The sequence below is a fragment of the Enterococcus viikkiensis genome (assembly GCF_005405345.1).
In the GTDB taxonomy this organism is placed as follows: domain Bacteria; phylum Bacillota; class Bacilli; order Lactobacillales; family Enterococcaceae; genus Enterococcus_A; species Enterococcus_A viikkiensis.
Window position 1 is genome coordinate 1 of record NZ_BJDW01000004.1, and the last position, 26,636, is coordinate 26,636.

Consider the following 26,636-nt stretch of genomic DNA (forward strand, 5'->3'; position numbering starts at 1 on the left):
CTACAAAAAAACCGCTATATATCAAGCGTTACAGCGGTTTTTCGAGTGATTATCGTTACACAATTCGGGAATGCAGGCTGTAATGCAGTCGCAATAGTCAATTCATTTTTTTCATAGGCTAGGTTAGTATTTTTATAGTCAAAGAAAGAACCCCGGCGGAAAAACCAATGGTACATTTCTTTTTTGGGCAATAAATAAAAATCCTGCATTTGCTGATTGAAACCGTATTGGATTAGTTCATCCGAAAGCTCTTCGATCTCCATTTCCTTTCACCTCACAAATAAGATACGTAAAAATTCTGTTTCGTTTCTAATGAGTTAGAATTTTTATTAGGTAGCTTCTTCCAGCAGGTGAGTCAAATAAAATCGATAAAAAAGAACTGGTACTATGCCGAAGTGTGTAATAGAACGCAAAAAAGCCGAGATATGCATCTCGGCTTTTTTGCGCATAAACAATCATTTAGACGTGTGTGCTGTCAAATCGCTTGAACAGTTAGTTTGTTTTGTCTTGAAAACGGGCTTCTACGCGATAAATAGGTTGGCCTTTTTTTGAAAATTTTTCTTCATATTCGGTCATGATGTTGCCTTCATAATTACTTTCATGCAGATCCAACCACACTTGTTGCAAGGTCATGCCGTATTTTGAAAAACTGCTTAGCGAATACTCAAACAGTCCTTGATTGTCTGTTTTGAAATGAATTTCTCCGGCAGGTCGTAAGATTTCTTCATCTACCGCTAGGAAATTTGGTGAGGTCAAGCGACGTTTTTCGTGTTTCTTCTTAGGCCACGGATCAGAAAAATTCAAATAAATTTGATCGATCTCGCTATCCGCAAAATAATTTGTCAGCTCCGAGCCATCCACATGTAATAATTGTAAGTTCGGCAATTCTGCTTCGACTAATTTATCTAACGCCAAAGAGATCACACTGACTTGCATTTCTACTCCGATATAATTGATTTCCGGATGGGCTGCTGCCATTCCGGTAATAAATTGACCTTTGCCCATGCCGATCTCAATCTGGATCGGATGATTATTGCCAAAACGTTCTGTCCAACGGCCCTTCCAAGCCTCAGGATCTGCTACTACATATTCAGGTCGAGCAGCTAACATTTCTGCCGCACCCGGACGATTTCTAACTCGCATTTTTTTCCTCCAAAGAATCTATTTATGTACCATTCATAATAAAGAAACATTTTTCCAAAAAAAATGGAAAAATGTTTCTTTTTCACCGCGCATCAACTTCCGGCAAAAATTCGTTTTAATTGTAAGATGGATTGATTCATATGGTGGAATTCTTGGCGCTTGTATTGACGAGCGATTTCTAGTAATAAACTCATTAAGCCATACCAATAAACGCGTTCCATATTCTCATCCGTTGGCCGAATGCCGTAGCGAACGAGCCACTTGCTCCAACTAGACAGCGGCACATAATTGCCTAAGATCGTTCCAATATCTAACGCCGGATCAGCGAACATCACTGAATCCCAATCAACCAAATATAAATAGTTCGAACATACCAACCAATTTCGATGATTCACATCGCCATGAACGACGGTGTAATTTTTTTTTGCGTAAGTAGGAATATTTTTTTTCAAATAATCATAGACTAATTCAATGAAGCTATTTTGTTTGATCATCGTCGGCAAATTCGCTTCATAATCCGCTAATAATTGCTGTGGTGAGACTTGTCGGCCACCCATTTTTTTTAGCATCACTTTCAAAGAAGCCGAATGATGCAAATGATACAAAACATCCACAACATCATTACGCTGTACGATTTCTTCCGGCTCAAGAATTCGTCCATCTAGCCATTCCTGAGCGGTCAAGGTGTCGCCATCCCCTGTTCGTTTGATCCAAACAAGCTTCGGTGCAATGCCTTCACGAGATAGAGCCGCCAACATTGGAGTGGTATTGCGTTTAATAAAGACACGATCCTCATCGCGATAGCCGATATACGTTTTTCCTGTATCGCCTTTGATCGGCTGTACACGCCAGTCACTATCCAACTGAAACTCCATGAAAAAGGCCCTCCCCTAGCATTTTAAACGTATTTACTATTGTAGTCTGGGAAGCCCACTTCGTCAAGAGCATGTATGTTCTTCTTTGTTTATTTTTCATTTTGATGGGCTTGAACAGCGAGTTCAATGGCTTCAATATAAGCAGCCAGCAATTTTTTTGTGACTGGTCCCGGCATGCCATCACCAATTGTTTGATCATCAATTTCTACAATTGGCATAATTTCCGCAACGGAACTCGTTTTAAAGCATTCTTCCGCCGCTAATAATTCTTTTTTCGTAAATGTTTCTTCTCGCAGTTCGATCCCTAAAACCTTAGCCAGCTGACGAATTTTTAATTTAGCGATCCCAGGTAAAATTAAATTTCCATCCGGATGGGTATAAAGCACACCGCCGCTAACCATCCATAAATTCGAAGCAGAAGCCTCGGTAACATTTCCATCACGAACTAAGACGGCTTCATCATACCCTTTTTGCTTCGCCTCATCCAAGGCCAATAAGTTTCCCAATAAGCTAATCGATTTAATATCGCAATGAAGCCAACGTTTGTCTTCTACAAAGCCGGCTTGAATACCGATATTTTGCTTGGAAGCCGGTCGTGTTGCTGGTTGGATATCTGCTAACAAAACGGGGGGCACTTCTGCTGGATCAGGAAAATCATGTAACCGTGGTTTCGCTGTTCCTCGCGTCACTTGGAAATAAATGCGAGCATTTGCTAACCCAACTTCTGCCGCTAGACGATGTAGTCGCTGACTTAGCTCTATTCGCGTGAAAGGCAAGGTCAAACGAATCTTTTCCGCACTGGTCCAAAGTCGATCCAAATGTTCCTTTTCCATATAGAAGTAGCCGTCATAAATTCGAATCACTTCATAAATACCATCACCAAACTGATAACCCCGGTCTTCTAAATCAATTTTTACTTCTGATTCATCGACGATCTGATCATTCCATAATACTTTCATTCACTCAGTCCTCCATTTTCTTTATTCTCGCTGGAAGATAAAACCAGCTAAACAAACCAATTTCAATTAACAACACAACAAGTAGCACCAAACTTTCACCGATTGCCAAATGAATCAAACTACATAAGCTAAAAATGATCGCCGTCGCTACCAACAATAACGTCAGCACCCGTTGCAATGCGGCTTTTTTAAATTTACGTGGCACAGGATAAAGCTGGACCGCGCTGATGTAATCAAATTGACTGTACAAGGGAATCATTTGAAAACCGATTAGATATATAAATAACAAGCTAATTCCGACAATAAAACGAAAATCAGTCAACGAGAGTAAGAGCACCCCGCCAACCACTAATAGCCGGAAAAATAAGCTACCATATTCAGCACCACGTAAGGCGCCGCGGGCAAATAAATACAAATACGTATTTTCCTGTTTAAATGAGATATTGGCTAAAAAGCCGTCTAAATATTTACGCCGGCGCACTTTCGCTTCTACCTCAGGAACATCGGTAAATAAATTAATAAACTGATAAATCCGATGCAGCCGCGCATTTTCACGATCAATCATTTTGCTCCAATCAAGCAGTCGGCTTTGTTCATTGGTCTGCCAATAAAAAAGCACGACGACACACAACGCTAAAATCAAACCCAGCCAAGCTGCAACATATAAGCTCACGAAAATGGTTATCAAACTAGCTGCAAACCATACAAACATCAGCCGTTGAACCAACGTATGGCTTTCTTGATAACAAGCGAGACGCTGTAAGCGTAAATGAGCAAACTTCAACAACCAAAGCATTGCTACATAAAAGAAAAAATTGACGAAACGACTGTGATTCGCTAATACCACTAAGGGCATCAATGCACCGCAGATTAGCAGCTCTACTGCAAAAGGAAAACTGATTGAATGGACTAAGCTACGAGTCAAATAGGAGCCCATTTCTTTTTCCTTTGGTAATAAAAAAGTCATATCGGCAGGTTCAGCCAAGGTCGCTAATTTCCCAAAGGGCAAAATCACCCACCAGACGAGACCGACAATTGGCAAACTCCAAATAAAATCAGATGGTAATTGCTTCAATAGATTCGAATAATAAAAGGCTAAGCCGCCGACTAAAAATAAACACACCAGAACAAAGTGATCATTTAAGACATAGCGCATATATTTCATCATTTTTTTCTGATGTCGCTGGCTCCGCAACTGAAAAAAATCACGCATGTTCCTTCCCCTTCGTCAAGGCCAAGTATATTTCATCTAATGAAGAACCTGGCAAATTAAATTCCATTTGCAACTCGTCTAACGTCCCTTGTGCTCGAACCTCACCTTCATGTAAAACGACAAAACGATCACAATACTTTTCCGCCGTTGCTAAAATATGCGTGGACATTAAAATCGCCGCACCTTGTTCCTTCATCGCAACCATTAATTCAAGCAAAGCATTGATTGCCAATGGGTCAAGTCCTAAAAACGGCTCATCGATAATATAGAGGCTTGGTTGAATCAAAAAGGCACATAAAACCATCACTTTTTGTTTCATTCCTTTAGAAAAATTCGTTGGGAACCATTCCAAACGGTTTTCCAAACGAAAGGTTTTCAATAAGACTTCCGCCCGCTGCATCGCCTCGTCTTTTGGGATACCATAAGCCATCGCGGTTACTTCAATATGTTCCTTTAACGTCAACTCTTCATATAAAGAAGGCGTCTCAGGAATATAACCAATTTTTTTGCGATACTCTTCTGGTTCTTGCTGCAAGGTCAAATCATCAACCGTGATAGTGCCCTTTTGCGGCGTTAAGAGTCCGATGATATTTTTAATCGTGGTGGACTTTCCCGCTCCATTCAAACCAATCAAGCCGATCATCTCGCCATTTTTAACTTCAAAATTAATATCTTTTAAAACAGGCAAATGGCCGTAGCCTCCTGTAACATGTTGAATTGCTAAGCTCATTTTGTTCCCTCCAATTTCTTAGCTCATATTATACCAGAATCCGATAATTATTTAAGGATCGACTGAGCTTTTCCCGCACAAGTAGAACAAGTTATGGTAAAGTTAAGGAAGCATTTACGGTCGTTGACTCTTTTTACAAATAGCCAAACGACAAAAAATAGAGCACGAATAAACACTCAGAAAGGATGTTTCTAATGGAAAACTGTATCTTTTGTAAAATCATCAACCAAGAAATTCCTAGCTACAAAATTTATGAGGATGAAAAAGTTTATGCTTTCTTAGACATCTCTCAAACAACCAAAGGTCATACCTTAGTTGTGCCCAAACAGCATGTGACCGATATTTTTGAATATGATGAAACATTGGCAGCGGATGTTTTTGCCCGCATTCCTAAAATTGCTCGCGCATTAGAAAAAGCTTTTCCTGAAATGGAAGGATTAAATATTTTAAATAATAATAAAGAATTAGCCTATCAATCTGTTTTCCATTCTCATATCCATTTAGTACCTCGTTACAGTAAAAAAGATGATTTCTCAATTCACTTCGGCAACCATGCGGAACAACAAAAACCGGAGGAGATGCAAGCAATCGCAGAAAAAATCAAGGAACAGGTGAATTAACATGGGATTGTTTAAAGGACTTTTATTTGGTGCTGGCCTTGGAACCCTAGGCGGTTTACTTTTAGCACCGCGAAAAGGGATCGAGACGCGTGAAAAAATCATTATCAATACCCGGGAGTTAGTCGAATTGACCGATGAGCTGAATGATAATCTCACCGACTTCCGCGATTCCCTTGCTACCTTAAAAGGAACCTTCGATACTTTGGTTCCCGCCTTTAAATCGGGGGTAGAAAAAGATGTTGAAGAATTTCGCTTTCAAGCGGAACCCCGCATCCAGCAGATCCAAGCACAAATAGAAAAAATCAACCAAGCACTCCCTCAACAAGAGGAAAGCCAAAAAGTGATAAAAAAAGGCCGTTTTGCTTTAGAGCGGCCTAACCCAGCTGCTGAAGGGAAATAATTCTTCATTTTTGCGGCGAATTGTGTATTTAGTATGAATTTTCTCGGAAACTATTTTTAAGCTCTTCCTTTTGTATTTTTAGGTGTGTTATAGTGGAAACGGAATAACAAGTGTAAGTAAATTTTAATTTAGGAGTTGTAATACTGAAATGAAAAAAAAGATTCTTTTAGCCACTGCCGGCTTACTTAGTGTTATCGTACTGGGTGCCTGTTCAGGAAGTTCAAATCAAGATATCGCCACAATGAAGGGCGGAAAAATAACCGTAGAAGACTTCTACAACGAAGCTAAAAAAGAACAATCAAACCAAAGCTTGGTCCGTAACATGATCATCTACAAAGTTTTTGAAAATGCTTATGGTGACAAAGTAACCGATAAGCAAATCGACAAAGAATATGAAAAATCAGAAAAACAAATGGGCGATAGCTTCGAAAGTCAGTTAAAATCTGCTGGCTACACGAAAAAAACTTACAAGGAATACTTGAAACAATCTTTAGCCTTCCAAGCGGGGCTGAAAGCTCATGTGAAGATTACTGATAAAGATATAAAAGCGGCTTGGGATTCATTCCACCCAGAAGTAACTGCCCGCATTATTCTTGCAAGCAGCGAAGATGAAGCCAAAGAGATCAAGAAACAATTAGATGACAAAGGTGATTTCGCAAAAATCGCAAAAGAAAAATCACAAGATCCAACAACTAAGAAAGATGGCGGCGAAATCAAATTTGACTCACAATCATCAACTGTCCCAGCAGAAGTAAAAGAAGCAGCTTTCAAATTGAAAGATGGCGAAGTTTCAGATGTCATCACTTCAATGGACTCTTCTACTTACCAATCAAGCTACTACATTGTTAAAATGGAAAAAAATTCTTCCAAAGGCAATGACATGGACAAATACAAAAAAGAATTGAAACAAATAGCTGAAGATACTAAAATGGCTGACCAAACCTTCTCTTCTAAAGTAATCGCGGAAGAATTAAAGAAAGCCAACGTGAAGATTAAAGACGATACTTTCGAAAATATCTTATCTGACTTCTTAACAACCAACAGCTCAAATAAAAAAGCAACCACTGAATCAACGAAATAAGAGTCACAAAAGGGGAATTCCAACAGGAATTCCCCTTTTTTTGTTATTCATGCTACAATAAAGTCACGAATACTTATAAGAAAATGGGTGAAGATCGCATGAAACAATTTGCCTCTAAGGAAGCAGAAAAAGATTATTATGAACACGTTGCTGATGAAGCGGAATTCATCGCTTGGTATAAAGAACAAGACCAACCCGAATATGACAAGCCTTCAGTCACTGTTGACATCGTGATCATGGGGTATAACAAAGAAGAAGACCAATTAAAAATTTTATTGATTCAACGTCGAGGAAATCCTTACCGCAACTCTTGGGCGCTACCTGGTGGGTTCGTTGAACGAAACGAATCTACCAACGACAGTGTTCGAAGAGAAACAGAAGAAGAAACCGGCTTGACGATTGGCCGGAAAAGTGTCGAACAACTTCACACTTTCAGTACACCGAATCGCGATCCCCGCGGCTGGGTAATCACCGTTAGTTATTTAGCCTTTATCGGACAAGTTCCCCCAACTGCTGGCGACGACACGCAAGATGCTCGCTGGTTCAACCTTGAGCGTCATGGTGAAACCATCAGCTTGACTAGTGATGACATTTCCATTGAGATTGAGTTAGAAGCTGGAAAATCCGTTGGTAAAGACACGCTCGCCTTTGACCATAACGAGATCATCCGTAAAGCCTTCAATCGTGTGCTTAACAAAATGGATCACGAACCTTTGATCTTGCAAGTGTTAGGCAAAGAATTCACGATCACCGAAGCCAGAAAAGTCTTTGCTAAATTTTTAGGGGTGGATTTCAAGACAGTTGATCACTCCAATTATAAAAAAGCAATGCTCCAATACTTTGATGAAATCGGTGAACGTCCTGTGGGAATTGGGCGTCCCTCCAAAATATATCGCTTAAAAGACGAGATTGGTGAAAAAAAATAAAATGTTACTTACATCAAAAGAAAAAATATGTTTATAATGGAAGCAGCAAAAATTTGTCTTTCCATAACGCAGTGAAGATCCCTAAGTGGCCGTCGTAACGAGTTATTCGACAGCCACTTTTTTGTGCGTTCCACTTCTTATTAAAATAGGAAACGGAATCAGACAGGCCGTGAGAAAAAAACTGACTGCCTGAACAAAGGAGGATTTTTAATGCCCAAAAATAAAAGAGAAAGTCTTATTTATACGTTGATGATGTGTTTTGTGATGGTTCTATGGATGAGCATTTACAACGTCGGTTTACATAGCGGCGAAGTGAATTGGACCGTCTTGAAAGCCAGCTGGCTCGGTATGCCACCAGCCTATTGCTGCGCGCTAGTCTTAGACTGGTTCGTCGTCTCCGGACCTGCGAAAAAAGTTGCCTTTCGTCTGCTTCCAACTTTTGCCAGTCCGTTAAAAACGGTCATGACCGTTTCTACCTGTATGGTCTTGCCGATGGTTTTTTTCATGTCATTATATGGCGCTGTTGAAGGTTTGAGCCACACACAAGCATGGAACCAACTCTTGCTTTTTTGGGGAACGAATAGTTTAAAAAATGTTGCTATGGCTCTACCTTTTCAATTACTCATTGCGGGTCCTTTGGTACGAAAAGTTTTCCGCCGACTATTCCCAGAAGGAACTATCTTAGATTAGTAAATAAACTTCTTTTTTCTATATTGTACAAGATTTTTTGAGGACGTTTGGTCGTTAACTCACTTAGCTGACCTTTTTGACAACGGCGGAACTTTCTCAATTTAAGAGCCACTCACTGCTATGTCGATTTAGCGAAAGCAACTTTTCCAAAAGCCCCAAAAATTCCTTGGTTTTCATTTCGTCTATCAATAGCTAAACTGCCTGTTCGCAAATTTATAGCAACTGTATTTTATACTACTGTGAAAAGTACAACTGACAAAATAACTCCCCCATTTTAAAAATGAGGGAGTTAAACTTAGTTCACTTCTGCTTTTTTCATTTGTTTACTGCGTAATTGACCACAAGCTGCGTCGATATCGGTTCCGTGTTCTTTACGGATTACGCAGTTGATGCCGTTTTTCTTCAAGACATCATAAAAACGTAAGACATCCGCTTTACTACTGCGAGAGTATTGGTCATGTTCGCTTACTGGATTGTATGGAATCAAGTTTACGTAGACTAATTTTTTCTTATTTTTCATTAAGTCGGCTAATTCTTGCGCATGATCGGGACGATCATTGACACCGGACAACATAATGTATTCAAAGGTCACCCGTCGATTGGTCTCTTCAATATAATAATCTACTGCTTCCATCAATTTTTCGATTGGGAAGCTGCGATTGATTCGCATGATGGATGAGCGCACTTCGTTATTTGGTGCATGTAACGAAATTGCTAAGTTCACTTGCAAACCGTTTTCCGCGAATTTTTTGATTTTTGGCACTAAACCGCTTGTTGAGACAGTAATGTGTCGAGCACCGATCGCCATGCCTTTGTCGTCATTGATTACATGTAAAAAGTTCATGACGTTCTTATAGTTGTCGAAAGGTTCGCCGATTCCCATCACAACCACATGAGAAACTCGTTCCTCTTCGCCACGTTCGTCAAAATAATGTTGGACTAACATGATTTGCGCAACGATTTCTCCTGCCGTTAAGTCCCGTTGTTTTTTTAATAAACCTGAGGCACAAAATGTACAGCCGATATTACAACCAACTTGGGTCGTCACACAAACAGACAAACCGTATTCCTGACGCATTAAGACCGTTTCGATCATTAAATGATCCGGCAATTCAAATAAATATTTAACTGTACCATCGCTCGCTTCTTGTACGACTAATTGTTTCAGTGGATTGATGATAAAGTTTTCTTCTAGCAACGCGATGGTTTGTTTTGAAAGGTTGCTCATGTCGGCAAACTCGGCCACACGACTGCGGTATAGCCATTCCCAGACTTGTGTCGCCCGAAATTTCTTCTCGCCATGCTCCAGAAACCATTCAACTAATTCTTCTCTGCTTAAACCGTAAATCGAGGGTTTTTCCAAGGTGATTCCTCCTACTTCTGTTCAATGACTCTCTATGTACTAAAAATCATTTTGAAACATTCGCTACATACTATAACTGATTCACAAAGAGAAAACAATCCACTTTAGAAAAAGAAAAAGATAGTCTAGATTTCTCTAGACTATCTTTCATTATTCATCCAATGGATTTTCTAACTCTTCTTCGGTTTTTTCCACCAAGACTTCCCGTGGCTTACTACCGGTAGAAGGCCCGATAACCCCATGATCTTCCAACTCATCTACGATTCGTGCGGCACGATTGTAGCCGATGCGGAAGCGGCGTTGCAGTAAAGAAATACTAGCTGTTTGCATTTCCACTACTAGTGCTTTGGCTTCTTCATACAACTCATCCTGCGGCGTTTCTGATGGCGAAGAAGTCGTTTCTTCTGTCGGCATCATTTTTTCTTCGTAATGCGCTTCTTGTTGATCGGAAACAAATTCTACGATCTGCTCGACTTCATGATCAGAAATAAAGGCGCCTTGGACCCGGATCGGTTTGTTCTCTCCCATTGGCAAGAACAACATATCCCCGCGACCTAAAAGCTTTTCCGCACCGTTACTGTCAATGATCGTCCGTGAATCTGTCCCGCTGGAAACAGCGAAGGCGATCCGGGACGGAACATTGGCTTTAATAATCCCGGTGATGACATCGACACTGGGTCTTTGCGTCGCCAATATCATATGAATTCCCGCTGCCCGAGCCATTTGTGCTAAGCGAGTAATGGCATCTTCGACTTCGTTGCTGGCTACCATCATCAAATCAGCCAACTCATCCACGATGACCACAATAAAGGGCAGAATTGGGCGGTTCTGACCGTCTTCTAAATTTTTTTGGATCACTAACTCATTGAAGCCAGAAATATTTCGCACACCAGTAGCCGCGAATTTTTCGTAGCGCTCTTCCATTTCCTGTACAACTTTTTGCAAGGCTTGCGCCGCTTTTCTTGGATTCGTCACGACTGGCGTCAACAAATGGGGAATCCCATTATACACATTCAACTCAACCATTTTCGGGTCAATCATCATAAGCTTCACTTCATTGGGCTTGGCCCGCATCAAGATGCTAGTAATGATCCCATTAATCGACACAGATTTCCCGCTCCCTGTTGAACCGGCAACTAACAAGTGAGGCATTTTTGTTAGATCTGCGGTTTGGACCATACCAGAAATATCTCGACCCAAAGGAACTTCCAAAATTTTATCTGGATGATTTGGCTGAGCTTCAATAATATCACGGAAAGAAACGGTACTGATGGTGCCATTTGGTACTTCAATCCCAATCAATGATTTTCCAGGAATCGGTGCCTCCATCCGGACATCCTTTGCGGCTAAAGCCAAGGCGATATCATCGGTTAAATTAACGATCTTGCTGACCTTTACACCGACAGCCGGCTGGACTTCAAATTTAGTGACCGAGGGTCCTAAGCTGGCTTTGACTACTTTGGCATCGACGCCGAAGCTGTTAAAGGTTTTTTCTAAGACCTTAATATTTTGCTCGATCTTTTTATATTCGTCACTTTGATCCGTCGCTGGAATCGAATCTAATAAGGTCGATGGTGGCAATTGATAATCATGATCCTCCGGTTCTGCGTTAATCTCAAATTCAAGATCGCCTGGATCTTCCAGTTCTTCTTCCGGTTGCTCCCTTTTTTTCTGGGGTGCGGGTGCCACTGATTCCAAGTTTTCCTGGAATCCTTCAATCGGAACAAGCGTCATTTGCTCCGGTTCCCGCTCAACCTTTTCTTGATTTTCTTTTGCCAACTGTTCACCGGGGCTCAATGACCGCACTCGATTTTTTTCCCGTTCGACTTGTTCTGCTTTCAACGCTGCTTTTTCGGCAGCTTGTTTTTCTGCCTTAGCTTGCGCTTTTTGCGCTTGGCGTTCTTGTCGTTTTTCATCTCGCAAAGCTTTTTTTTCATCAGATTCAGATAATTTTTCTTTCAGTGCTTCCGTAAAATTGGCTAAATAATCGGTGACTTGATTAAAGTCTAATAAGCTGAACAAGAAAACACCTAACACTAACAGTAAGACCGCGATGATATAACTGCCAATCTGAGAAACTAGAAAATGACTGAGGCTATACAGTGCGCCCCCCACCATTCCGCCACCAACATTTTGGGTGATTTGATTACCTAAAAGATCAACCATCAAAAGATCCCAGGTCGTTTTCAATACATTCGGATTTTGACTTTCAACATTCGCAAATAATCGGGCATGTAAAATCAACAAAATACCTAAATAAAAAATACCAATGCCTAACCAGCGCCGCGGCTTTGTTAATCGCAGCTTCGTATTTTTTGCGACTAAGAGCGCGCCATATAACCCTAAAAGCAAGGCTAGGAACTGATACGTATTGCCGCCGATCAAACGCAGAACGTTGGCGATCAGATTTCCGAGAAAGCCGAGACTAAATAAGGAAAAGACTGCGAACAGGATGAATAAGATACCGATTCCGATAATCAGGCGCTGTTCTTGCAGTTGTTTTTGTTTTTTTGTTTTTCTTTTTTTCTTGGTACGCTTTTTCTGCGCCATGCTATCCCTCTTTTCATTCTGTTCTATTATACAAAAAAAAGAAGGCGAACAAAAGTTTTGTTCGCCTTTTCCTGTTTATTCTTTTGGTAATGACAATTCTTCGCCAAACCATTTCTTAGAGATTTCAGCGTATTTGCCATCTTCTTGTAATTTCTTAAAGGCAGCATTGATTTTTCCGACTAATTCTTTGTCACCTTTTCGTGCACCAACTGCGAAATCCTCATTTTTGAAGCCAACACTTGAAATAGTGTATTTATCCAATTTATTGGCTTTCTTCAAGTAGTAGTCCGCATACACTTTATCAATCAATAAACCGTTAATCCGACCATTTTCCAAATCGATCATCGCCTCATTGAAGCTGGCATATAACGTAGCATCGTTGTCCTTAACAATGTCTTTTAACAGCTTAGGCTCATTGCCAAAGGCTTCATAACCAGAAGACCCTTCTTGCGCACCTAAAATTTTATCTTTCATTTCGGAAGCTTTGGTAATGCCGCTATCTTTTTTCGTGACTAAGACTTGTTCATTTTGTGCGTATGGATCACTGAACAACACTTTCTTTTCCCGCGATTTCGTCACAGTATAGCCATTCCAAATCAAATCAATCGTACCATTGTCTAATTCATTTTCTTTCATTGACCAATCAATCGGTTGAAACTTGGCTTTGATCCCATATTCATCGAAGACTGCTTTAGCAAGATCAACGTCAAATCCGACGATTTTTCCATCTTCATCTTTAAACCCCATTGGCACAAAAGTATCGTCTAAACCGATCGTTACTTTTTTATCTTTTTCGATCGTTTTCCAGCTGTCGTCACTGCTGCTAGCTTCTTTCTTGCCACAGGCACCTAAGGTTACTAAAGTCAAAACCGTGATCATTCCTAAAATAATTTTTTTCATTTTCATACGAACTCCTCCTACTTCATTTATGTTTTATTTAATTGGTTCCACCTTTAAAACTTTATCCCCGATCGCTTCAGCAAATACTAAGTCATGGGTTACGACGATCTGGGTCACGCCATCGGCCTTCAAACCTAAGATTAAATTCTCCACTTGTTGCCGCAAGGCAGGATCTAATGCACTGGTTGGTTCATCATACGCCAAGACCTTCGGATTCATCGCCATTGCCCGCGCAATCGCCAACCGCTGCTTTTGTCCGCCAGATAATTGGTACGGATAATTATTTAGCAACTCTCCGATTCCCAACAAGCCAGCCAACTCTTTAGCCTTGGCTAGATATGTTTCTTTATCTTGCTTTAGAACTAGTCGCGGACCAATCGTAATATTGTCCAACACACTTAAATGTGGAAACAGTTGAAAATCTTGAAAAACGACCCCTACCACTTGTTCTTTATTTTTTTCCCCACTAGGATCAAAAGGCTGACCGTCTAATAAAAAAGTCCCACTATCAGCTGTTTCCAAACCTGCTAACGTCCGCAACAGGGTAGTTTTTCCGCCACCGGAAGGCCCAACGATTGCTAAAATTTGTCCATCTGGAATAACTAGGTCCAAATTATTGATGACTTTTTTTGTTCCGAAAGATTTGTTTACTTTTTTCAATTCAATCATTTTTTTCACCCGCCTAACGATAATAATTCAAACGATTTTCTAATTGCTTCAAGATGACCGAGACAACAGCCGTCATGATTAAATAAATAATTGCTACTCCAAACAATGGTAGCAACGTCGTGTCACGTTCCATCGCGATTTTTCCTGCCCGCATCACATCAGACAAGCCTAGGATATAAACCAATGAAGTGTCCTTAACTAAATTGATGACCTCATTTCCAACAGAAGGTAAGACGATCTTCACTACTTGAGGAATGATAATTCGTGTGACTGTTTGAAATGGATTCAAGCCGATCACCTTTGACGCTTCGTATTGTCCCACCGGGATTGATTGAATTCCCCCACGGAAAATCTCCGCGTAATAAGCTGCATAGTTCAATACGAAAGCAAACAGCGCGGCTTCGAAACGATCAAATACGACGCCCACCAATGGCAATCCATAAAAGACAAAGATCAACTGCAGCAGCAATGGTGTTCCCCGCATGATCCAGACATAAAAACGAATAAGCCATTGCAGTGGTTTGAAATGGCTGGCTAAGCCAAAGGATAAAATGATCCCCAAAGGCAACGAGCCTAATATCGTATAGCTAAATAATTTCAGTGTTATTTCTGCCCCTTGTAATAATTGCGGCATGACTTCGATCAAATAATTTATCATCCCAATATCCCTCCAATTTTTTCGAAAGCTGTGTGACTTTCAAAAGTGTTTACTCTTAACACAAGTCCGCTTTGATCAAGGTGAAACTGACAGCAAGCTCTTACCAATGATAGTAATTTTCTAACTTTGCGAAAAATAAGTTTACCTTCGCTACGCCTACCATCTCTATAATTATGCTAATGCGTAAAGAAAAACAAAAAAAGTCCTCTGGTATTTCTACCAGAGGACGCTTGCTACGTGGTTCCACCTCATCTTTGTTCTCTTCTCGCAAAAAGAACCTCGATAGGTCAATCACTAGTTTGAGAAATAAAAAAGTCCTTTAGCCGCTAGGGCTAAAGGACGTGAATAACGTGGTTCCACCTTTTTTTATCGCCGTCTCACAACGAACGATCTCAACTGGTCAATTGACCTCTGCTATAACGGGCACTCCCGGATCAGCCTACTTGATTCAACTAATCGACTCAAAGATGTGGTTCACAAATCATCGTTGTCTCTTTTCACCAATCAGAGACTCTCTGGGAACAAATGAACTGCTACTCTTCTTTTCATTGTCGTTTGATTAAGTTGAGTCATACTTTACACGCCTTTAGAGGGTTTGTCAATAAAGAACCTCATCTTTTTATCATGAACTTCAAATTTAGTTTTTAGCAACAAATTGAAATTTCGTCCACGGTTTTAAAAAGTCCAGCATAATTAATTCGGCTTGCGGAATTTTTCCAACTAAGTTTTTACGAGTATCACTATGAGGCTCCAGAACGATTTGTAATTCATTTTTGTATTTACCGAATTCATCATTGCCCACAACAACATCGCCCACTTGGAATTCTTGCGTATTGTCATGAACCGGGTTGGCAACGTCTGCGTATTTTACCCGCACCATTGTTGAGCGAACCGCGGTAGAAGTAATATCTCCTCTGCGGAAATGTTTTGAATCAGCCACGATTTTTTTCTCAACAGATGTCACATCTGGTACAAATTCGATTCCTAAGCTGACTTTGTAACGATCGACTGCCGCTACTTTTTCCAACTCTTCAGCTGATGCATAGGCATTTCCGATAATCACGGTATCAATCAAGCCTGTAGCAAACATATGCCGAGCTTGTAGATCAATCGGCAAATGACGATGCATCTCTAAAGTAGGCAGCCCATCATTGACATCCCAAGGACCGTATTCAGCAGATTGACTCGTAATAAACGCGGCAGTCTTGATCCCATGATTTTTGAATCGTTTGCTGCAATCAACAAAAAAATCATATGGGAGCGCGGAACCTTCTTGCGGATAGAAATTATGACAGCCGTAGATAAACGGTTCATTCGCTTCATAAGATAAAATATTATCAAGATAAGCCACATTGTTACTCATATTCAACTCAATCGCTAGACCTTCTGGATTGTAGCTTAACATTGCTTCTTTATTGCCGTCGAAGCCTTCGTCCAAACGAATCCCTTCAGCGCCTAACTCAGCAAAAAAGCTCAAGTCATCATAGGAGATCCCCAAGTCGTTAAAAATCGAAGGAGCAATATCCAATACTGTTTCCATTCCTAACTCTTTCGCAAAATGGATAATGCTGCCGAATTTCTCACTGACCTTCTCTTTGCCTTCCGTTACCTCCAACATACTCATGAAGATACGAGTATAGCCAAGTTCTGCTGCTTTTTTGATATACTCACGATCCGCTTGCGGATCACTATGATCGGGATAAACCGAAATACCTAATTCACGTTTCATTCGTTTTCCTCCTGCTTCTTAGTCGTCTAAACCATTTTGTTTAGCTACTTCTTTGAACCAGTAGCCGGATTTTTTCACTGTTTTAATTTGTGTATGGATATTATTTGAAATGAAGCCGTAGCGATTCTTATAAGAATTCAACCAAGACCAGCAATCAATTGGTGTCCACATGTGGTATCCAAAACAATTAGAACCTTCTTCAATTCCTTTATGCAGCCATTCTAAGTGCTCTTGAACAAAATCAATTCGGTAATCGTCCTCGATCATGCCTTCAGCATTTTTGAAGCGGTCTTCGTTAGAAACACCCATTCCATTTTCAGAAACATACCACGGAATATTTTTATAATTTTCCTTGATGTTCACCGCAATATCGTATAAAGCTTTTGGATAAATTTCCCAGCCGCGGTCCAAGTTTACACGACGGCCTGGCATATCATAAGCATCATAATAACGGTCTGGCATCCATTCACCCACAGAATTTGGTGCCACATCAGGAGCTTTCACCCGATTTGGATGATAGAAATTCACTCCTAAGAAATCAACGGTATTGTTTTTTAAGATTTCTTTTTCTGCGTCCGTTGTTTCCCACAAGACTTTGTCCTGCGTCAACAATTCTTCCAACTCAGCTGGAAAATGTCCGTAAACAGCTGGTTCTAAGAACATTTTATTGTTCCAAAGCTCCGCGATTCTGGCAGCTTCTTGATCCTCTGGTGCCTCAGAAGCCGCATATGTCGGTGTCAGATTTAAAATCGTCCCGATTTGTGCATCTTTGATTTTTAATTTACGAAAAGCTTGGATTGCTTTTGCTGATGCTAAGTTCAAGTTGTAAGCTACTTGAACTGCTTTCTTCCCGTCAACAATATTTGGATAATGGAACTGGAACAAATACTCGCCTTCTACAACGACCATTGGTTCGTTATGAGTCGCCCAGAATTTCACCCGATCACCAAACAATTCAAAACATTTTTGTGCAAACCCTACATAGAGATCCACCACTTTTTTCGATTCCCAGCCACCATATTTATCATACAGTTCTACTGGTAAATCAAAATGATGCAAGTTCATGACCGGTGTCATACCTTCAGCAATCATTGTGTCGATGACATTGTTGTAAAAATCAACTGCGTCTTGATTCACGGTATTGGTTTCTAAATCATCAATCAAGCGGCTCCATTGAATACTCGTCCGCAGGCTATTCATACCAATGGAACGCATCATATGGATGTCCTCTTTATAGCTGTTATAAAAGTTTGAAGCGGTATCTGGCCCTACTTGATTATGGAATTTCTCTGGTTCGATCTCATAATGATAATCAAACACATTCGCGTGCTTTTTGTTAAAACGTCCTTCGCTTTGCGGACCTGATGTGGCAGCACCCCACCAGAAATTTTTTGGAAAATTTTTCATTATAAAGCTCCTAACTTTTTTCTAAGTCTATTGTTTTGAGATTTTTGTTATCGGGTGTTTACGCTACCTGTATTATCAACTAAACAGAAAAGGGATTAGGGATCGAGTGATCCATAATCCCCATCGTATTTCTTAAATCTCAGTTCCTTTTTTCAATTCTAATCTTGTTGATAGAGATACAAATGGTACATACATGACAATAGCGATCACTAAGTTAACTGCAGCAAGAATTGCTCCTGAAATACTTTGTGTTGCTAAGAAACCGCCAATGATTGGTGGTGTAACCCACGGTGGCATAACAGTTGCGGCTGGCACCCAACCAAATTTCGTTGCGAAGTAAGCAGTAGTTACACAAACCATTGGTGTCAAGATAAATGGAATGAACATAACAGGATTCAATACTAATGGCAGACCAAACATTAATGGCTCGTTGATATTGAAAATACCAGGAGCTGCGGCCAAGTTGTTTACGACCATGAATGGTTTATTTTTACGTCCAACTAAATAGATTGCGATAATCAAACCAATCGTTACCCCAGTACCACCCATGTTTACGAATGAGTCGATAAATGGTTTGTTAACGATATAAGGTGCTGCTTTACCAGCTGAGATTGCTGCATTATTTGCTTCAATCGCTGGTGCATTGATTGCTTGCATGAATGGGTCGATCATATTAGCCCCGTGTAATCCGAAGAACCATAAGAATGGTGTGATGAATGCGATTAATAATGCTGAACCATATGAATTCGCTAAGCCCATGAACGGTTCTTGAACCATTGCATAGAAAGCTGCAAACATATCTTCAACGCCAAAGCCGGCGATAATTGCTGCAATTACACCAAAGATCGAAATTGTGATCATTGCTGGGAATAAAGAAGCAAATGAACGGGCAACTGCTGGTGGCACGCCGTCAGGCATTTTAACAACTAGTTTGTCATTGCCAACTAAACGAGTAAAGATTTCAGCTACTAACATACCTACGATTAAGGCAACGAATAAACCAGAAGAGTTCATTCCGCTTGTAGCAGCTCCTAAAGTGAAGAATGACGCGACAGAGACAACCCCTGTTCCGATTGGATCTTTCCCAACACCTTTAGCTAGGTTGTACGCAACTAAAAACGCGATAAAGACTGAAAGAACACCAAAAGTTCCATTCCAGACCGCGCCGCCGAAGCCTTTCCATGCTTCACCGCCAAAAATACCGTTCATTAAATTTTGGAAAGCTGGAATTGGCAAGTTGTTGATCATTACCGCTAATGCCCCTAAAATCATTAACGGCATGGTTACTGTAAAGGCATCCCGAATCGCTACTAAATGGCGCTGATTCCCAATTTTAGAAGCATATGGGATAAAGTGTTTTTCCATAAAATTGATAAATTTATCCATTATATTTCCCCCTGTTTAAAAATAGTCGTAAAAACTTTGTTTTCCTTTTGGAAAGACATCCGTGTCAAAGTCCTTTGACGTGGTAACTTTTCCGAGAAAAATTCCCTCAGCTAAAGTCAGCTCTCCTAGTAATAATTCGCTCCATCCATGAATGGACGCTTTAATATCGCCTGCTTGTTGGACTTTTCGGCATGTTCCCTGACTGACTAGCCAGCTTCCCACATTCCAAGGACATTCTTGGTCTTCCGTTACTTCAATAATAATTTCTTTTTGACAAATTGGAAAATGTGGTAATAATTGCTCTATGTCAATAATACGACTCATCATATAAGGTTCTAAAGTAATCGAAAGGGCTTCTTGTTCACGAAAACATGTTTCAATTCGTTCATGAACAGGTGCGTGATAAAGAAAATCTTCAAATGATGAGACATGGGCCTTCAAGTATGTTAATAATTTACGCAAAGCGAATACGTCTTCGTAGACGAGCTCGTCAACTAATAATGTGGCTCCTTGCATTCGATAAATCAGATAACCTTTAGCTTCACCCGCCTCGTCAAAAGCAACGGCATAAAAACGATGGGCATAATAATGATTCAGACGTTCCCACCACCAGTCTTCCCGGACGACCGTTCCAACTTGCTGCTGCATTAACAAATGTTGATAAAGTGTTTTGATCTCTGACTCCATCTGTTGCCAAGACCCGCGTTTCACACTCCCCCTTTTTTCACTCGTCAAATAATTAAAAGCTAGCGCCGGTATCCGATAGATTTTTCGACGACTGGTCGGTTCATAACCGAATTGCCGATAAAAATCTTCTGAGAAAGGCGCAAGCTGCGAGACAGCTACTCCTTTTTGATGAAGATCTGACAAAAGCTCCAGCATGATCGTACTGATGCCGCCTTTTCCTCGGTATTCAGGATAACTGGCGACATAACCAACGCCGGCCATTTTGACTCTTTGGTTAAAAAGTTGAATTTCAAAGTGATTCGCCATCACCAAGTTGGTCAATTCATCGTCTTGATACACACCGTAACAATCAGCATGCTCATAACGGGATAGAAAAAGCGAATCATCAATGATCGGTTGTTGCTTCTTAAAAGCGTATTCAATCAAACCTGTGATCGCTTTCAAACTTTTCTGATCACGTGTTAATTTCATTGAATCACTCCTCAATCTATTTAAAATTTATTCGTTGCTTAAACGTTGATACAATTCAACGACTTCTTTTGCCATATCATTGAAAGTCAAACTCGTCATCAAATGGTCTTGACTGTGGACTGCTAACAAAGTTATCGTCATCGGATTGCCGCTAGCTTCTTCTGTCAATAGACCCGTTTGAGAATGATGGGCTTCCACTAATGCTTGATCTGCTGCAGTTAATTTTTCTTGCGCTAAAGCAAAGTCTCCTGTTTTAGCAGCTTGAATCGCTTCCATTGCATCGCTTTTGGCATTGCCGGCATTGATGATCAATCCCATAACAGCTTCTAATTGTTCTTGACTCATTGTTTCACTCATCTTTTTTAGCTCCTTACTTCATTAGATTAAGGGCAGTAGTTAAAACAGCTTCACCGTTCATCATGCCATAATCTTTCATATCAATTACATCAACAGGAATTCCTGTACTTGCTAATTTTGTTTCAAATTGGTTTTTCATAAAACGAACTTGTGGGCCTAATAATAAAACATCAACGGGTTTGCTTGCATCTTCTAATTTTGAATCCGCTTCCGATGCAGAGACTGCGAAGATATCAGATTCTAATCCTTGAGCTTCCGCTGCTTTTTCCATTTTTGTTACTAATAAACTGGTGCTCATCCCTGCTGCACAAACTAGCATAATTCTTTTCATAACCGAACACTCCTTAATTTTTTATTGTTCACTTTATATAAAGCAATTGGCGTGCCAACTTTTTCAGTGCACAGAAGCTGTGATGACAAGGTTTTCAAGATACACACAAAAAAACTAGAATTACACACTGTGCAATTCTAGTTCTACGCGATTATCTTCGAGGGTTTTAACAATGTAGGCGATGTCATCCTCGGTAAAACGAACTGAAAATTGTTTTTCCAGTAACGATAAGCTCGCCGCTGTTTGATTAAAGCATAAGCGATTTTGCTGGTGAAAATACTTAACGTTCTCAAAAGGAGGTCGTTCTTCGGCTTTTTTGATTTTGTCAATCAAGAAGGCGATATGAACACTCAATGCCTGCAATGACGTATTCTCAATAATCAATTCTCGATCTTTGCGAATCCCCTGTAACACATCATCAATTACTAGAAATAACGTTTTCACATCCAGTTCTGGTGAAAAGTTTTTCGTCAAGGAATCCACCATCTCTGGTAATGTGATCCTGCTTCCTAATAAATCTTGGAATTCCAAAATCTTTTCTCGTTTAAATAAATTCATCGCTGGTATAAAAGGAATCTTTTGATAGTGAATCTCCATCGTCCCCACGATTGCTGCGATATCTTTGTGGGTAATTAATTGATCGATTCGATGTTTGAAACTTTCTCGCTCGAGGGACTGCATTTGAATGACTTCGAATTCCTCGAGGTTGACGATTTGAGAAACAACTTCGTTCAACCGTTTTGACACGCCTTCGCCGGTGAAGCAGGCGACGATGATCACTTTCTTTTCATCCTTCGGCGTTGGTTCTTCCAAGCGGACCATTGTTTGGAACATCGATATCACGCTGGTATAAATTTCTTCAAGGGAACGGCCTAACGTTGCCAGACGTAAACTTTCCAGAACAAGCATCGTGCTAGCCATTGAAATGACCCGTGTGCGAATGCCCATCTCGTGGTAAATTAAATTCCCAAAATTATTCGGTGAGCCCATGTCTGTCAACAAGATGATCCCTTCCGTAAAGTTTTCTCGCTGACCTTGCAAATAATTTTTGATTTGAGCATACATTTCTTCCGTATCTAGTGTCAAAGGCATATTAAAGGCAATACCTTTGGTGGTTCCTAACAACTCTTGGACAGTTTCTAGCATACTAGAAGCCGTTGATTTTCCGTGCATGATCACGAGGATCGCTACTTGCTTCTCATCGATTTTATGTTCCTCGTGACTGTCCATGATCAAGAACATGGTAATAAATCCGATCTCATCTAGAGGGATCATAATATTATAAGCTTCTTCAATCCGATTAGAAAACTCGATCGCCAATAAAAATTCCTTTGAATAGTTGCGGCGAATATCATTTAAGTTAGGATGAGAAATGAATTGATTGCCGCGAATCCGTTCGATCGTTGAGTTAATATGCAGCGCAAAGGCGAAACGCACTTTTTCGTCATATTCGCGATTCATTTTCGCGCTCGCAAAGTCATAGAGATCATTTACCACTTTCCAAAGATCATCTGAAATAATTTCGCGATAAGCATTGGAATGGGAAAGCTCTTCTACATACGTCTCAAAATATTGATCCACATCGTCACTGATCAATTCTTCTAAGTCGATCTCAGATAGATTTTCACGACCTAATTTTTCTAATTTATAGGTGATTGAATTATAGACTTCCATATCTTTAGTCGGATCTTGTCCCCAAACAACATCCTCCGCCCCTGGCTTCAAAGTCAAATAAAGATTCCTCTTGTCTAAGAAAGGCGTCAACATATCTTGGACTTCATTGATCCGCAACAATCCTTTTTGGACCACTAAAGGCAAGTCTTCTTCCACGATCATTAATTTTTCTGACTCATTGCTAGTTTGATAATGTAGGAAGGCTTTCGCACAAACCAGTTTCAAGTCCCGTTTTAATTGTCCAATGTTCCCTTCGGCTTTGTACAACAAAAAGGCCAACAAGCTGCGCTTATCGATAGCAATCTCTTGAACTAAGCGATTGGCTTCTTGTTGCAAGAATTCCTTAATAATCCCTAATCGTTCATCTAAAGAACGTTCAGCTAAAGAGGGCAACTCAATTTGCATAGGAATTCGACGATTGAAGGTCGATAAAAACATCGAGCTAGTTTCCGTTGTCGCCCCAATAATTTGCACGGACGCATGCTTTTCTTGGCCGTCTCCTAGTGAACGAAAGGTTCCTTTATCGATAAAAGTAAATAGCATTTCTTGACCTTCTGGTGGCAAACGATGGATTTCATCTAAGAATAAAATGCCGCCATCGGCTTTTTCCATCAACCCTTCTCGTGTTTCTTCCGCACCAGTAAAAGCGCCACGTTTTACCCCAAAAATATGTCCGTAAAGCAGCTGCGGATTTTGAGCATAGTCGGCACAGTTAAAAGTAATAAAAGGCGCACTCTCATCTAATACATCCGCAGAGACCGCGAAACGATACATGCATTCTGCAAACATCGTCTTCCCAGTTCCCGTTTCGCCAAAAATAATCGTATGTAAGCCCCGTGGCGGGTATAAAATAGCCGCTTTTGACTTTTGAATCTGACTTTTCAGTGATTCTTCGCGACCAATTAAATTATCGAAGTTAATATGTTTTTCCGCAGAAACTGCAGCAGATTGAAATTTTACTGGACGACCATCAATTTTTTTAACCGAGCCTTCTTTTGTCAACTCATTCAAATAGCGACTAATGTTCGTCCGATCGATCCCCATTTGATCAGCCAATTCTTGTGCAGTTTGCTCTGCTGGATTGGACCGTAACAGTTCTAACACTTCATCTTTTCTTGATTTCAAAAAAATCCCTCCCGAGAATGGTATAAACCAATTGTATTGTAACCCTTTTCTTATAAAAGTTCCACTGCACGATCTTCGATTGGCATTAGGCCTATCCAAGTTAATCGATGAAATTGTTTGATCGCTATTTTCATTATAATGTAGATAAATCCCTTCATCAATATGCCAATATAGTTTGAAGTGACACATTCATTTCATTCAACTATAAAAAACTGTTAGACTGAATCAATCAGTCTAACAGTTAAGTTAGTCTTGCTCTTTCATTGCCGCTTTTAGTGCTGCGGCTAACGGACTTTCTTGCGGCTCCTCTTGATCATTGATCTTCTTCAATAGGCGCCGTTCTTCGTGCTTCGTCATTTTTTTCGAACGTTCTTTCTTATCTAACATTTTTTCCGTTGTTCCGTCGTATTTGCAGCGGAAGTAAGACCCATTTTTCCCATCAATAATTTCCATTTTACGATGACATTGTGGGCAACGGTGATTGGAAACCTTCGGATCTTTGCGGCGGCGATACGTACATTCTGGATTCGTACAGATGTATATTTTCCCATCGCGAGTATTTTTTTCTCGTAAAGGTGAACCACACTCTGGACACTTTTTTGCGGTAATAGAGAAGTCTTGGTATTTTTTATCACTGTGCTTGACTTCACTGACTAATTTTTTTGTGTCCGCTTCGATTTCTTGTAAGAATTGTTTGCTGCTGTACTTGCCATTAGCAATCGCTTCTAATTGTTTTTCCCATTTTTCGGTTAATTCTGGCGTTACTAATGAAGGATTGACTAGCTCTAGTAATTGCTTGCCTTTCGGTGAGACTTGCAGACCGCTAGTGGTACGCTCCATCAATTCAGATTTAATCAGCTTTTCAATGATTTCCGCGCGAGTTGCTGGGGTTCCTAAACTATGCTTTTCCATCTGTGCTAGCAGTGTGCCTTCGTTCAAAGGCTTCGGTGGCGTAGTCAACGCTTTTTCGATCGTAAAATTCGGTACGACCTTCATGCCTTCTGAAAATTGAATCGCCTTTTTATCAGCTTCACTTGGTTTCCAGCCAGCGACTAGTACTTTATTTTGACGGAAGGTGAAATGCTCTTTGCCAAAAGTCACTATCACTTTTTGTTGGCTTTCTTTGTGGGGCTCCGCAAATAAGCCTAAGAAGCGCGTAACGATCATATTGTAAATACGTTGTTCATCGGTAGATAATTTTTCATAGCGAGGCCGCTGTTCCGTTGGCAATAACGCGTGATGATCAGTGACTTTGCTGTCATTAAAGACTTTTTGTTGTTTGACTGATGCCCCATTTTTGATATAGCTTTTGACCTCTGGCGCAAAGTCTGCGACTGCTTGTAGCCGTTCTTTCATCGTCGACTTCATATCATTCGTCAGATATTTACTGTCCGTTCGGGGATAGGTCACAATTTTATGGGTTTCATATAAACTTTGAACCAAGGACAAGGTTTTTTTAGCAGAAAACTGGTAGCGGGCATTAGCGTCTCTTTGAATTTCAGTTAAATCATAAGGAAGTGGTGCGGGCTCTATTTTTTCCTTCTGACTAATCTCAGTGACCGTCCCTTTTTGTTTTCCTAGCTCTTTGACTAATTGCTCAGCTTCTTCTCGTTCAGCAATGGCATAAGGATTTTTTTGATTTAATTTTGTTTTTTGTCCCTCGACTTCTAAAGAAATCACATAATAGCTTTGTGGACGGAATTTTTCAATTTTCTTTTCTTGTTGACGGACCATCGCCAAAGTCGGTGTCTGTACTCGGCCAGCAGAAAGGCTGTCTTCATATTTTACCGTCAAAGCCCGCGTCACATTCAAGCCCACTAACCAATCCGCTTTTGCCCGTGCTAAAGCGGAGTAGTATAAATTATCATACTCTTTGGCTGGTTTCAGCTGCTTGAAGCCTTCTTTAATCGCTTTAGTGGTCTGAGAAGAAATCCATAACCGCTTAACAGGCTTTTCAAATCGAACATACTCTAAGATCCAGCGAGCAACTAGTTCTCCTTCACGGCCAGCATCGGTAGCGATTACCGCCTCAGAAATATCTTTACGCTTCGCTAGTTGTTGAATCGCTTTTAATTGTCCACGAGTTTTTGGTAACGGGGTAATCCCGATCTGTTTTGGAATCATCGGTAATGTTTCCATTTGCCAACTTTGCCATTCCTTATTTAGATCCTCTGGCATTTTTAGGCTCAATAAATGACCAAGGGCCCAAGTCACGACAACATTGGGTCCTTCGAAATAGTTTTTATTCTTTTGTGTAGCGTTAAGCACCTTGCTCAAGTCTCTTGCAACACTTGGCTTTTCCGCTATAATTAGCTGTTTCATAAAATTCCTTTCTGCTGTCAACCGTCAACGGCTGTTCGTCTTTTAATAGTGCTAGACCCCAGTACTGTTGTAAATAGTCATCACACTCTTCACACCAGCGTTCGTCTTGCTCTTTCCAAAATGCACTTAAAAAATTTTGTTTTGCGTTACTATATGTATTGGTATTTCGGAGCTCATTCCAGCGATTTTCGTAATAGTCAACCGCCTTATCTAAAGAATCAAAGCTTGTCGTCTCTTGGATATCTGCTTGCCACTCTTCAAAGAACCACCAAGGTTCATTATCGCCATACATCGTGATTACTTGATACATCCTCGACCCTTCTTTCCACCTCAATCATAAGTACCTTGAAATAAAAATTCAAGAAATATG

The 26,636-nt window shown here is 40.4% G+C and carries 24 protein-coding genes, 1 pseudogene and 1 other annotated feature; of the genes and pseudogenes, 5 read left to right on the top strand and 20 right to left on the bottom strand.

Annotated features, from left to right (window positions below; genetic code table 11):
* Positions 1 to 14 precede the first annotated feature (14 nt).
* The 6 genes from FFM67_RS03470 to FFM67_RS03495 form a co-directional block, all read right to left on the bottom strand.
* Positions 15 to 263 carry a hypothetical protein gene (locus FFM67_RS03470; RefSeq protein WP_137613238.1) on the bottom strand — a complete coding sequence of 83 codons (249 nt, stop codon included), beginning with the start codon at positions 261 to 263 and terminating at the stop codon, positions 15 to 17.
* Between the two features lie 229 nt (positions 264 to 492).
* Entirely contained in the window at positions 493 to 1,143 is a 651-nt protein-coding gene (trmB, locus tag FFM67_RS03475; RefSeq protein ID WP_137613239.1) for a tRNA (guanosine(46)-N7)-methyltransferase TrmB, read from the bottom strand.
* A 92-nt stretch (positions 1,144 to 1,235) separates the two neighbouring features.
* On the bottom strand, positions 1,236 to 2,018 hold the full coding sequence (locus FFM67_RS03480) for a phosphotransferase family protein (protein WP_137613240.1): 783 nt from the start codon (positions 2,016 to 2,018) through the stop codon (positions 1,236 to 1,238).
* Between the two features lie 89 nt (positions 2,019 to 2,107).
* Positions 2,108 to 2,977 carry a D-amino-acid transaminase gene (gene dat / locus FFM67_RS03485; RefSeq protein ID WP_137613241.1) on the bottom strand — a complete coding sequence of 290 codons (870 nt, stop codon included), beginning with the start codon at positions 2,975 to 2,977 and terminating at the stop codon, positions 2,108 to 2,110.
* A 4-nt stretch (positions 2,978 to 2,981) separates the two neighbouring features.
* Positions 2,982 to 4,190, bottom strand: coding sequence for an ABC transporter permease (locus tag FFM67_RS03490; protein ID WP_137613242.1), 1,209 nt, complete (start codon positions 4,188 to 4,190; stop codon positions 2,982 to 2,984).
* A complete protein-coding gene (locus FFM67_RS03495) occupies positions 4,183 to 4,920 on the bottom strand; it encodes an ABC transporter ATP-binding protein (RefSeq protein WP_137613243.1) in 738 nt (245 codons plus the stop codon). Before FFM67_RS03495 ends, FFM67_RS03490 begins: the two co-directional genes overlap by 8 nt.
* Before the next feature lie 179 nt (positions 4,921 to 5,099).
* Here FFM67_RS03495 and FFM67_RS03500 point away from each other — a divergent pair.
* The 5 genes and pseudogenes from FFM67_RS03500 to FFM67_RS03520 form a co-directional block, all read left to right on the top strand.
* Positions 5,100 to 5,540, top strand: a pseudogene (locus tag FFM67_RS03500) (HIT family protein); the annotation flags it as partial.
* A 1-nt stretch (position 5,541) separates the two neighbouring features.
* Entirely contained in the window at positions 5,542 to 5,940 is a 399-nt protein-coding gene (locus tag FFM67_RS03505; RefSeq protein WP_137613245.1) for a YtxH domain-containing protein, read from the top strand.
* A 148-nt stretch (positions 5,941 to 6,088) separates the two neighbouring features.
* Positions 6,089 to 7,021: a peptidylprolyl isomerase gene (locus FFM67_RS03510; protein ID WP_137613246.1), complete on the top strand. Its 933-nt coding sequence runs from the start codon at positions 6,089 to 6,091 to the stop codon at positions 7,019 to 7,021.
* 98 nt (positions 7,022 to 7,119) lie between these two features.
* The gene (locus FFM67_RS03515; protein ID WP_137613247.1) at positions 7,120 to 7,947 is read left to right on the top strand and encodes an NUDIX domain-containing protein; all 828 of its coding nucleotides are present in this window, start codon (positions 7,120 to 7,122) and stop codon (positions 7,945 to 7,947) included.
* 210 nt (positions 7,948 to 8,157) lie between these two features.
* On the top strand, positions 8,158 to 8,637 hold the full coding sequence (locus tag FFM67_RS03520; RefSeq protein WP_137613248.1) for a DUF2798 domain-containing protein: 480 nt from the start codon (positions 8,158 to 8,160) through the stop codon (positions 8,635 to 8,637).
* A gap of 295 nt (positions 8,638 to 8,932) precedes the next feature.
* On the opposite strand, the gene rlmN is transcribed toward FFM67_RS03520, so the two are convergent.
* The 14 genes from rlmN to FFM67_RS03595 form a co-directional block, all read right to left on the bottom strand.
* Positions 8,933 to 10,000, bottom strand: coding sequence for a dual-specificity RNA methyltransferase RlmN (gene rlmN, locus FFM67_RS03525; RefSeq protein WP_137613249.1), 1,068 nt, complete (start codon positions 9,998 to 10,000; stop codon positions 8,933 to 8,935).
* 150 nt (positions 10,001 to 10,150) lie between these two features.
* Complete coding sequence (locus tag FFM67_RS03530; RefSeq protein WP_137613250.1) at positions 10,151 to 12,550, bottom strand: DNA translocase FtsK; 2,400 nt, start codon at positions 12,548 to 12,550, stop codon at positions 10,151 to 10,153.
* Between the two features lie 75 nt (positions 12,551 to 12,625).
* Positions 12,626 to 13,456, bottom strand: coding sequence for an amino acid ABC transporter substrate-binding protein (locus FFM67_RS03535; protein ID WP_137613251.1), 831 nt, complete (start codon positions 13,454 to 13,456; stop codon positions 12,626 to 12,628).
* A 27-nt stretch (positions 13,457 to 13,483) separates the two neighbouring features.
* Entirely contained in the window at positions 13,484 to 14,119 is a 636-nt protein-coding gene (locus FFM67_RS03540; protein ID WP_137613252.1) for an amino acid ABC transporter ATP-binding protein, read from the bottom strand.
* Positions 14,120 to 14,132: 13 nt separating this feature from the next.
* Complete coding sequence (locus FFM67_RS03545; protein ID WP_137613378.1) at positions 14,133 to 14,774, bottom strand: amino acid ABC transporter permease; 642 nt, start codon at positions 14,772 to 14,774, stop codon at positions 14,133 to 14,135.
* A gap of 335 nt (positions 14,775 to 15,109) precedes the next feature.
* Positions 15,110 to 15,335, bottom strand: a binding site (T-box leader).
* Positions 15,336 to 15,414: 79 nt separating this feature from the next.
* The gene (locus FFM67_RS03555; protein WP_137613254.1) at positions 15,415 to 16,506 is read right to left on the bottom strand and encodes a DUF871 domain-containing protein; all 1,092 of its coding nucleotides are present in this window, start codon (positions 16,504 to 16,506) and stop codon (positions 15,415 to 15,417) included.
* An 18-nt stretch (positions 16,507 to 16,524) separates the two neighbouring features.
* Positions 16,525 to 17,913: a glycoside hydrolase family 1 protein gene (locus tag FFM67_RS03560; protein ID WP_137613255.1), complete on the bottom strand. Its 1,389-nt coding sequence runs from the start codon at positions 17,911 to 17,913 to the stop codon at positions 16,525 to 16,527.
* A gap of 132 nt (positions 17,914 to 18,045) precedes the next feature.
* Positions 18,046 to 19,299: a PTS sugar transporter subunit IIC gene (locus FFM67_RS03565; RefSeq protein ID WP_137613256.1), complete on the bottom strand. Its 1,254-nt coding sequence runs from the start codon at positions 19,297 to 19,299 to the stop codon at positions 18,046 to 18,048.
* 15 nt (positions 19,300 to 19,314) lie between these two features.
* Positions 19,315 to 20,457 carry a GNAT family N-acetyltransferase gene (locus tag FFM67_RS03570; protein ID WP_137613257.1) on the bottom strand — a complete coding sequence of 381 codons (1,143 nt, stop codon included), beginning with the start codon at positions 20,455 to 20,457 and terminating at the stop codon, positions 19,315 to 19,317.
* Between the two features lie 27 nt (positions 20,458 to 20,484).
* Entirely contained in the window at positions 20,485 to 20,814 is a 330-nt protein-coding gene (locus FFM67_RS03575; protein WP_137613258.1) for a PTS lactose/cellobiose transporter subunit IIA, read from the bottom strand.
* 13 nt (positions 20,815 to 20,827) lie between these two features.
* Positions 20,828 to 21,145, bottom strand: a complete 318-nt coding sequence (locus FFM67_RS03580; protein ID WP_071862190.1) for a PTS sugar transporter subunit IIB — start codon at positions 21,143 to 21,145, stop codon at positions 20,828 to 20,830.
* A gap of 120 nt (positions 21,146 to 21,265) precedes the next feature.
* On the bottom strand, positions 21,266 to 23,944 hold the full coding sequence (locus FFM67_RS03585; RefSeq protein WP_137613259.1) for a sigma-54-dependent transcriptional regulator: 2,679 nt from the start codon (positions 23,942 to 23,944) through the stop codon (positions 21,266 to 21,268).
* Positions 23,945 to 24,190: 246 nt separating this feature from the next.
* Complete coding sequence (locus FFM67_RS03590) at positions 24,191 to 26,266, bottom strand: DNA topoisomerase III (RefSeq protein ID WP_137613260.1); 2,076 nt, start codon at positions 26,264 to 26,266, stop codon at positions 24,191 to 24,193.
* Positions 26,205 to 26,576, bottom strand: a complete 372-nt coding sequence (locus tag FFM67_RS03595) for a DUF1033 family protein (protein ID WP_137613261.1) — start codon at positions 26,574 to 26,576, stop codon at positions 26,205 to 26,207. Before FFM67_RS03595 ends, FFM67_RS03590 begins: the two co-directional genes overlap by 62 nt.
* Positions 26,577 to 26,636: the final 60 nt, after the last annotated feature.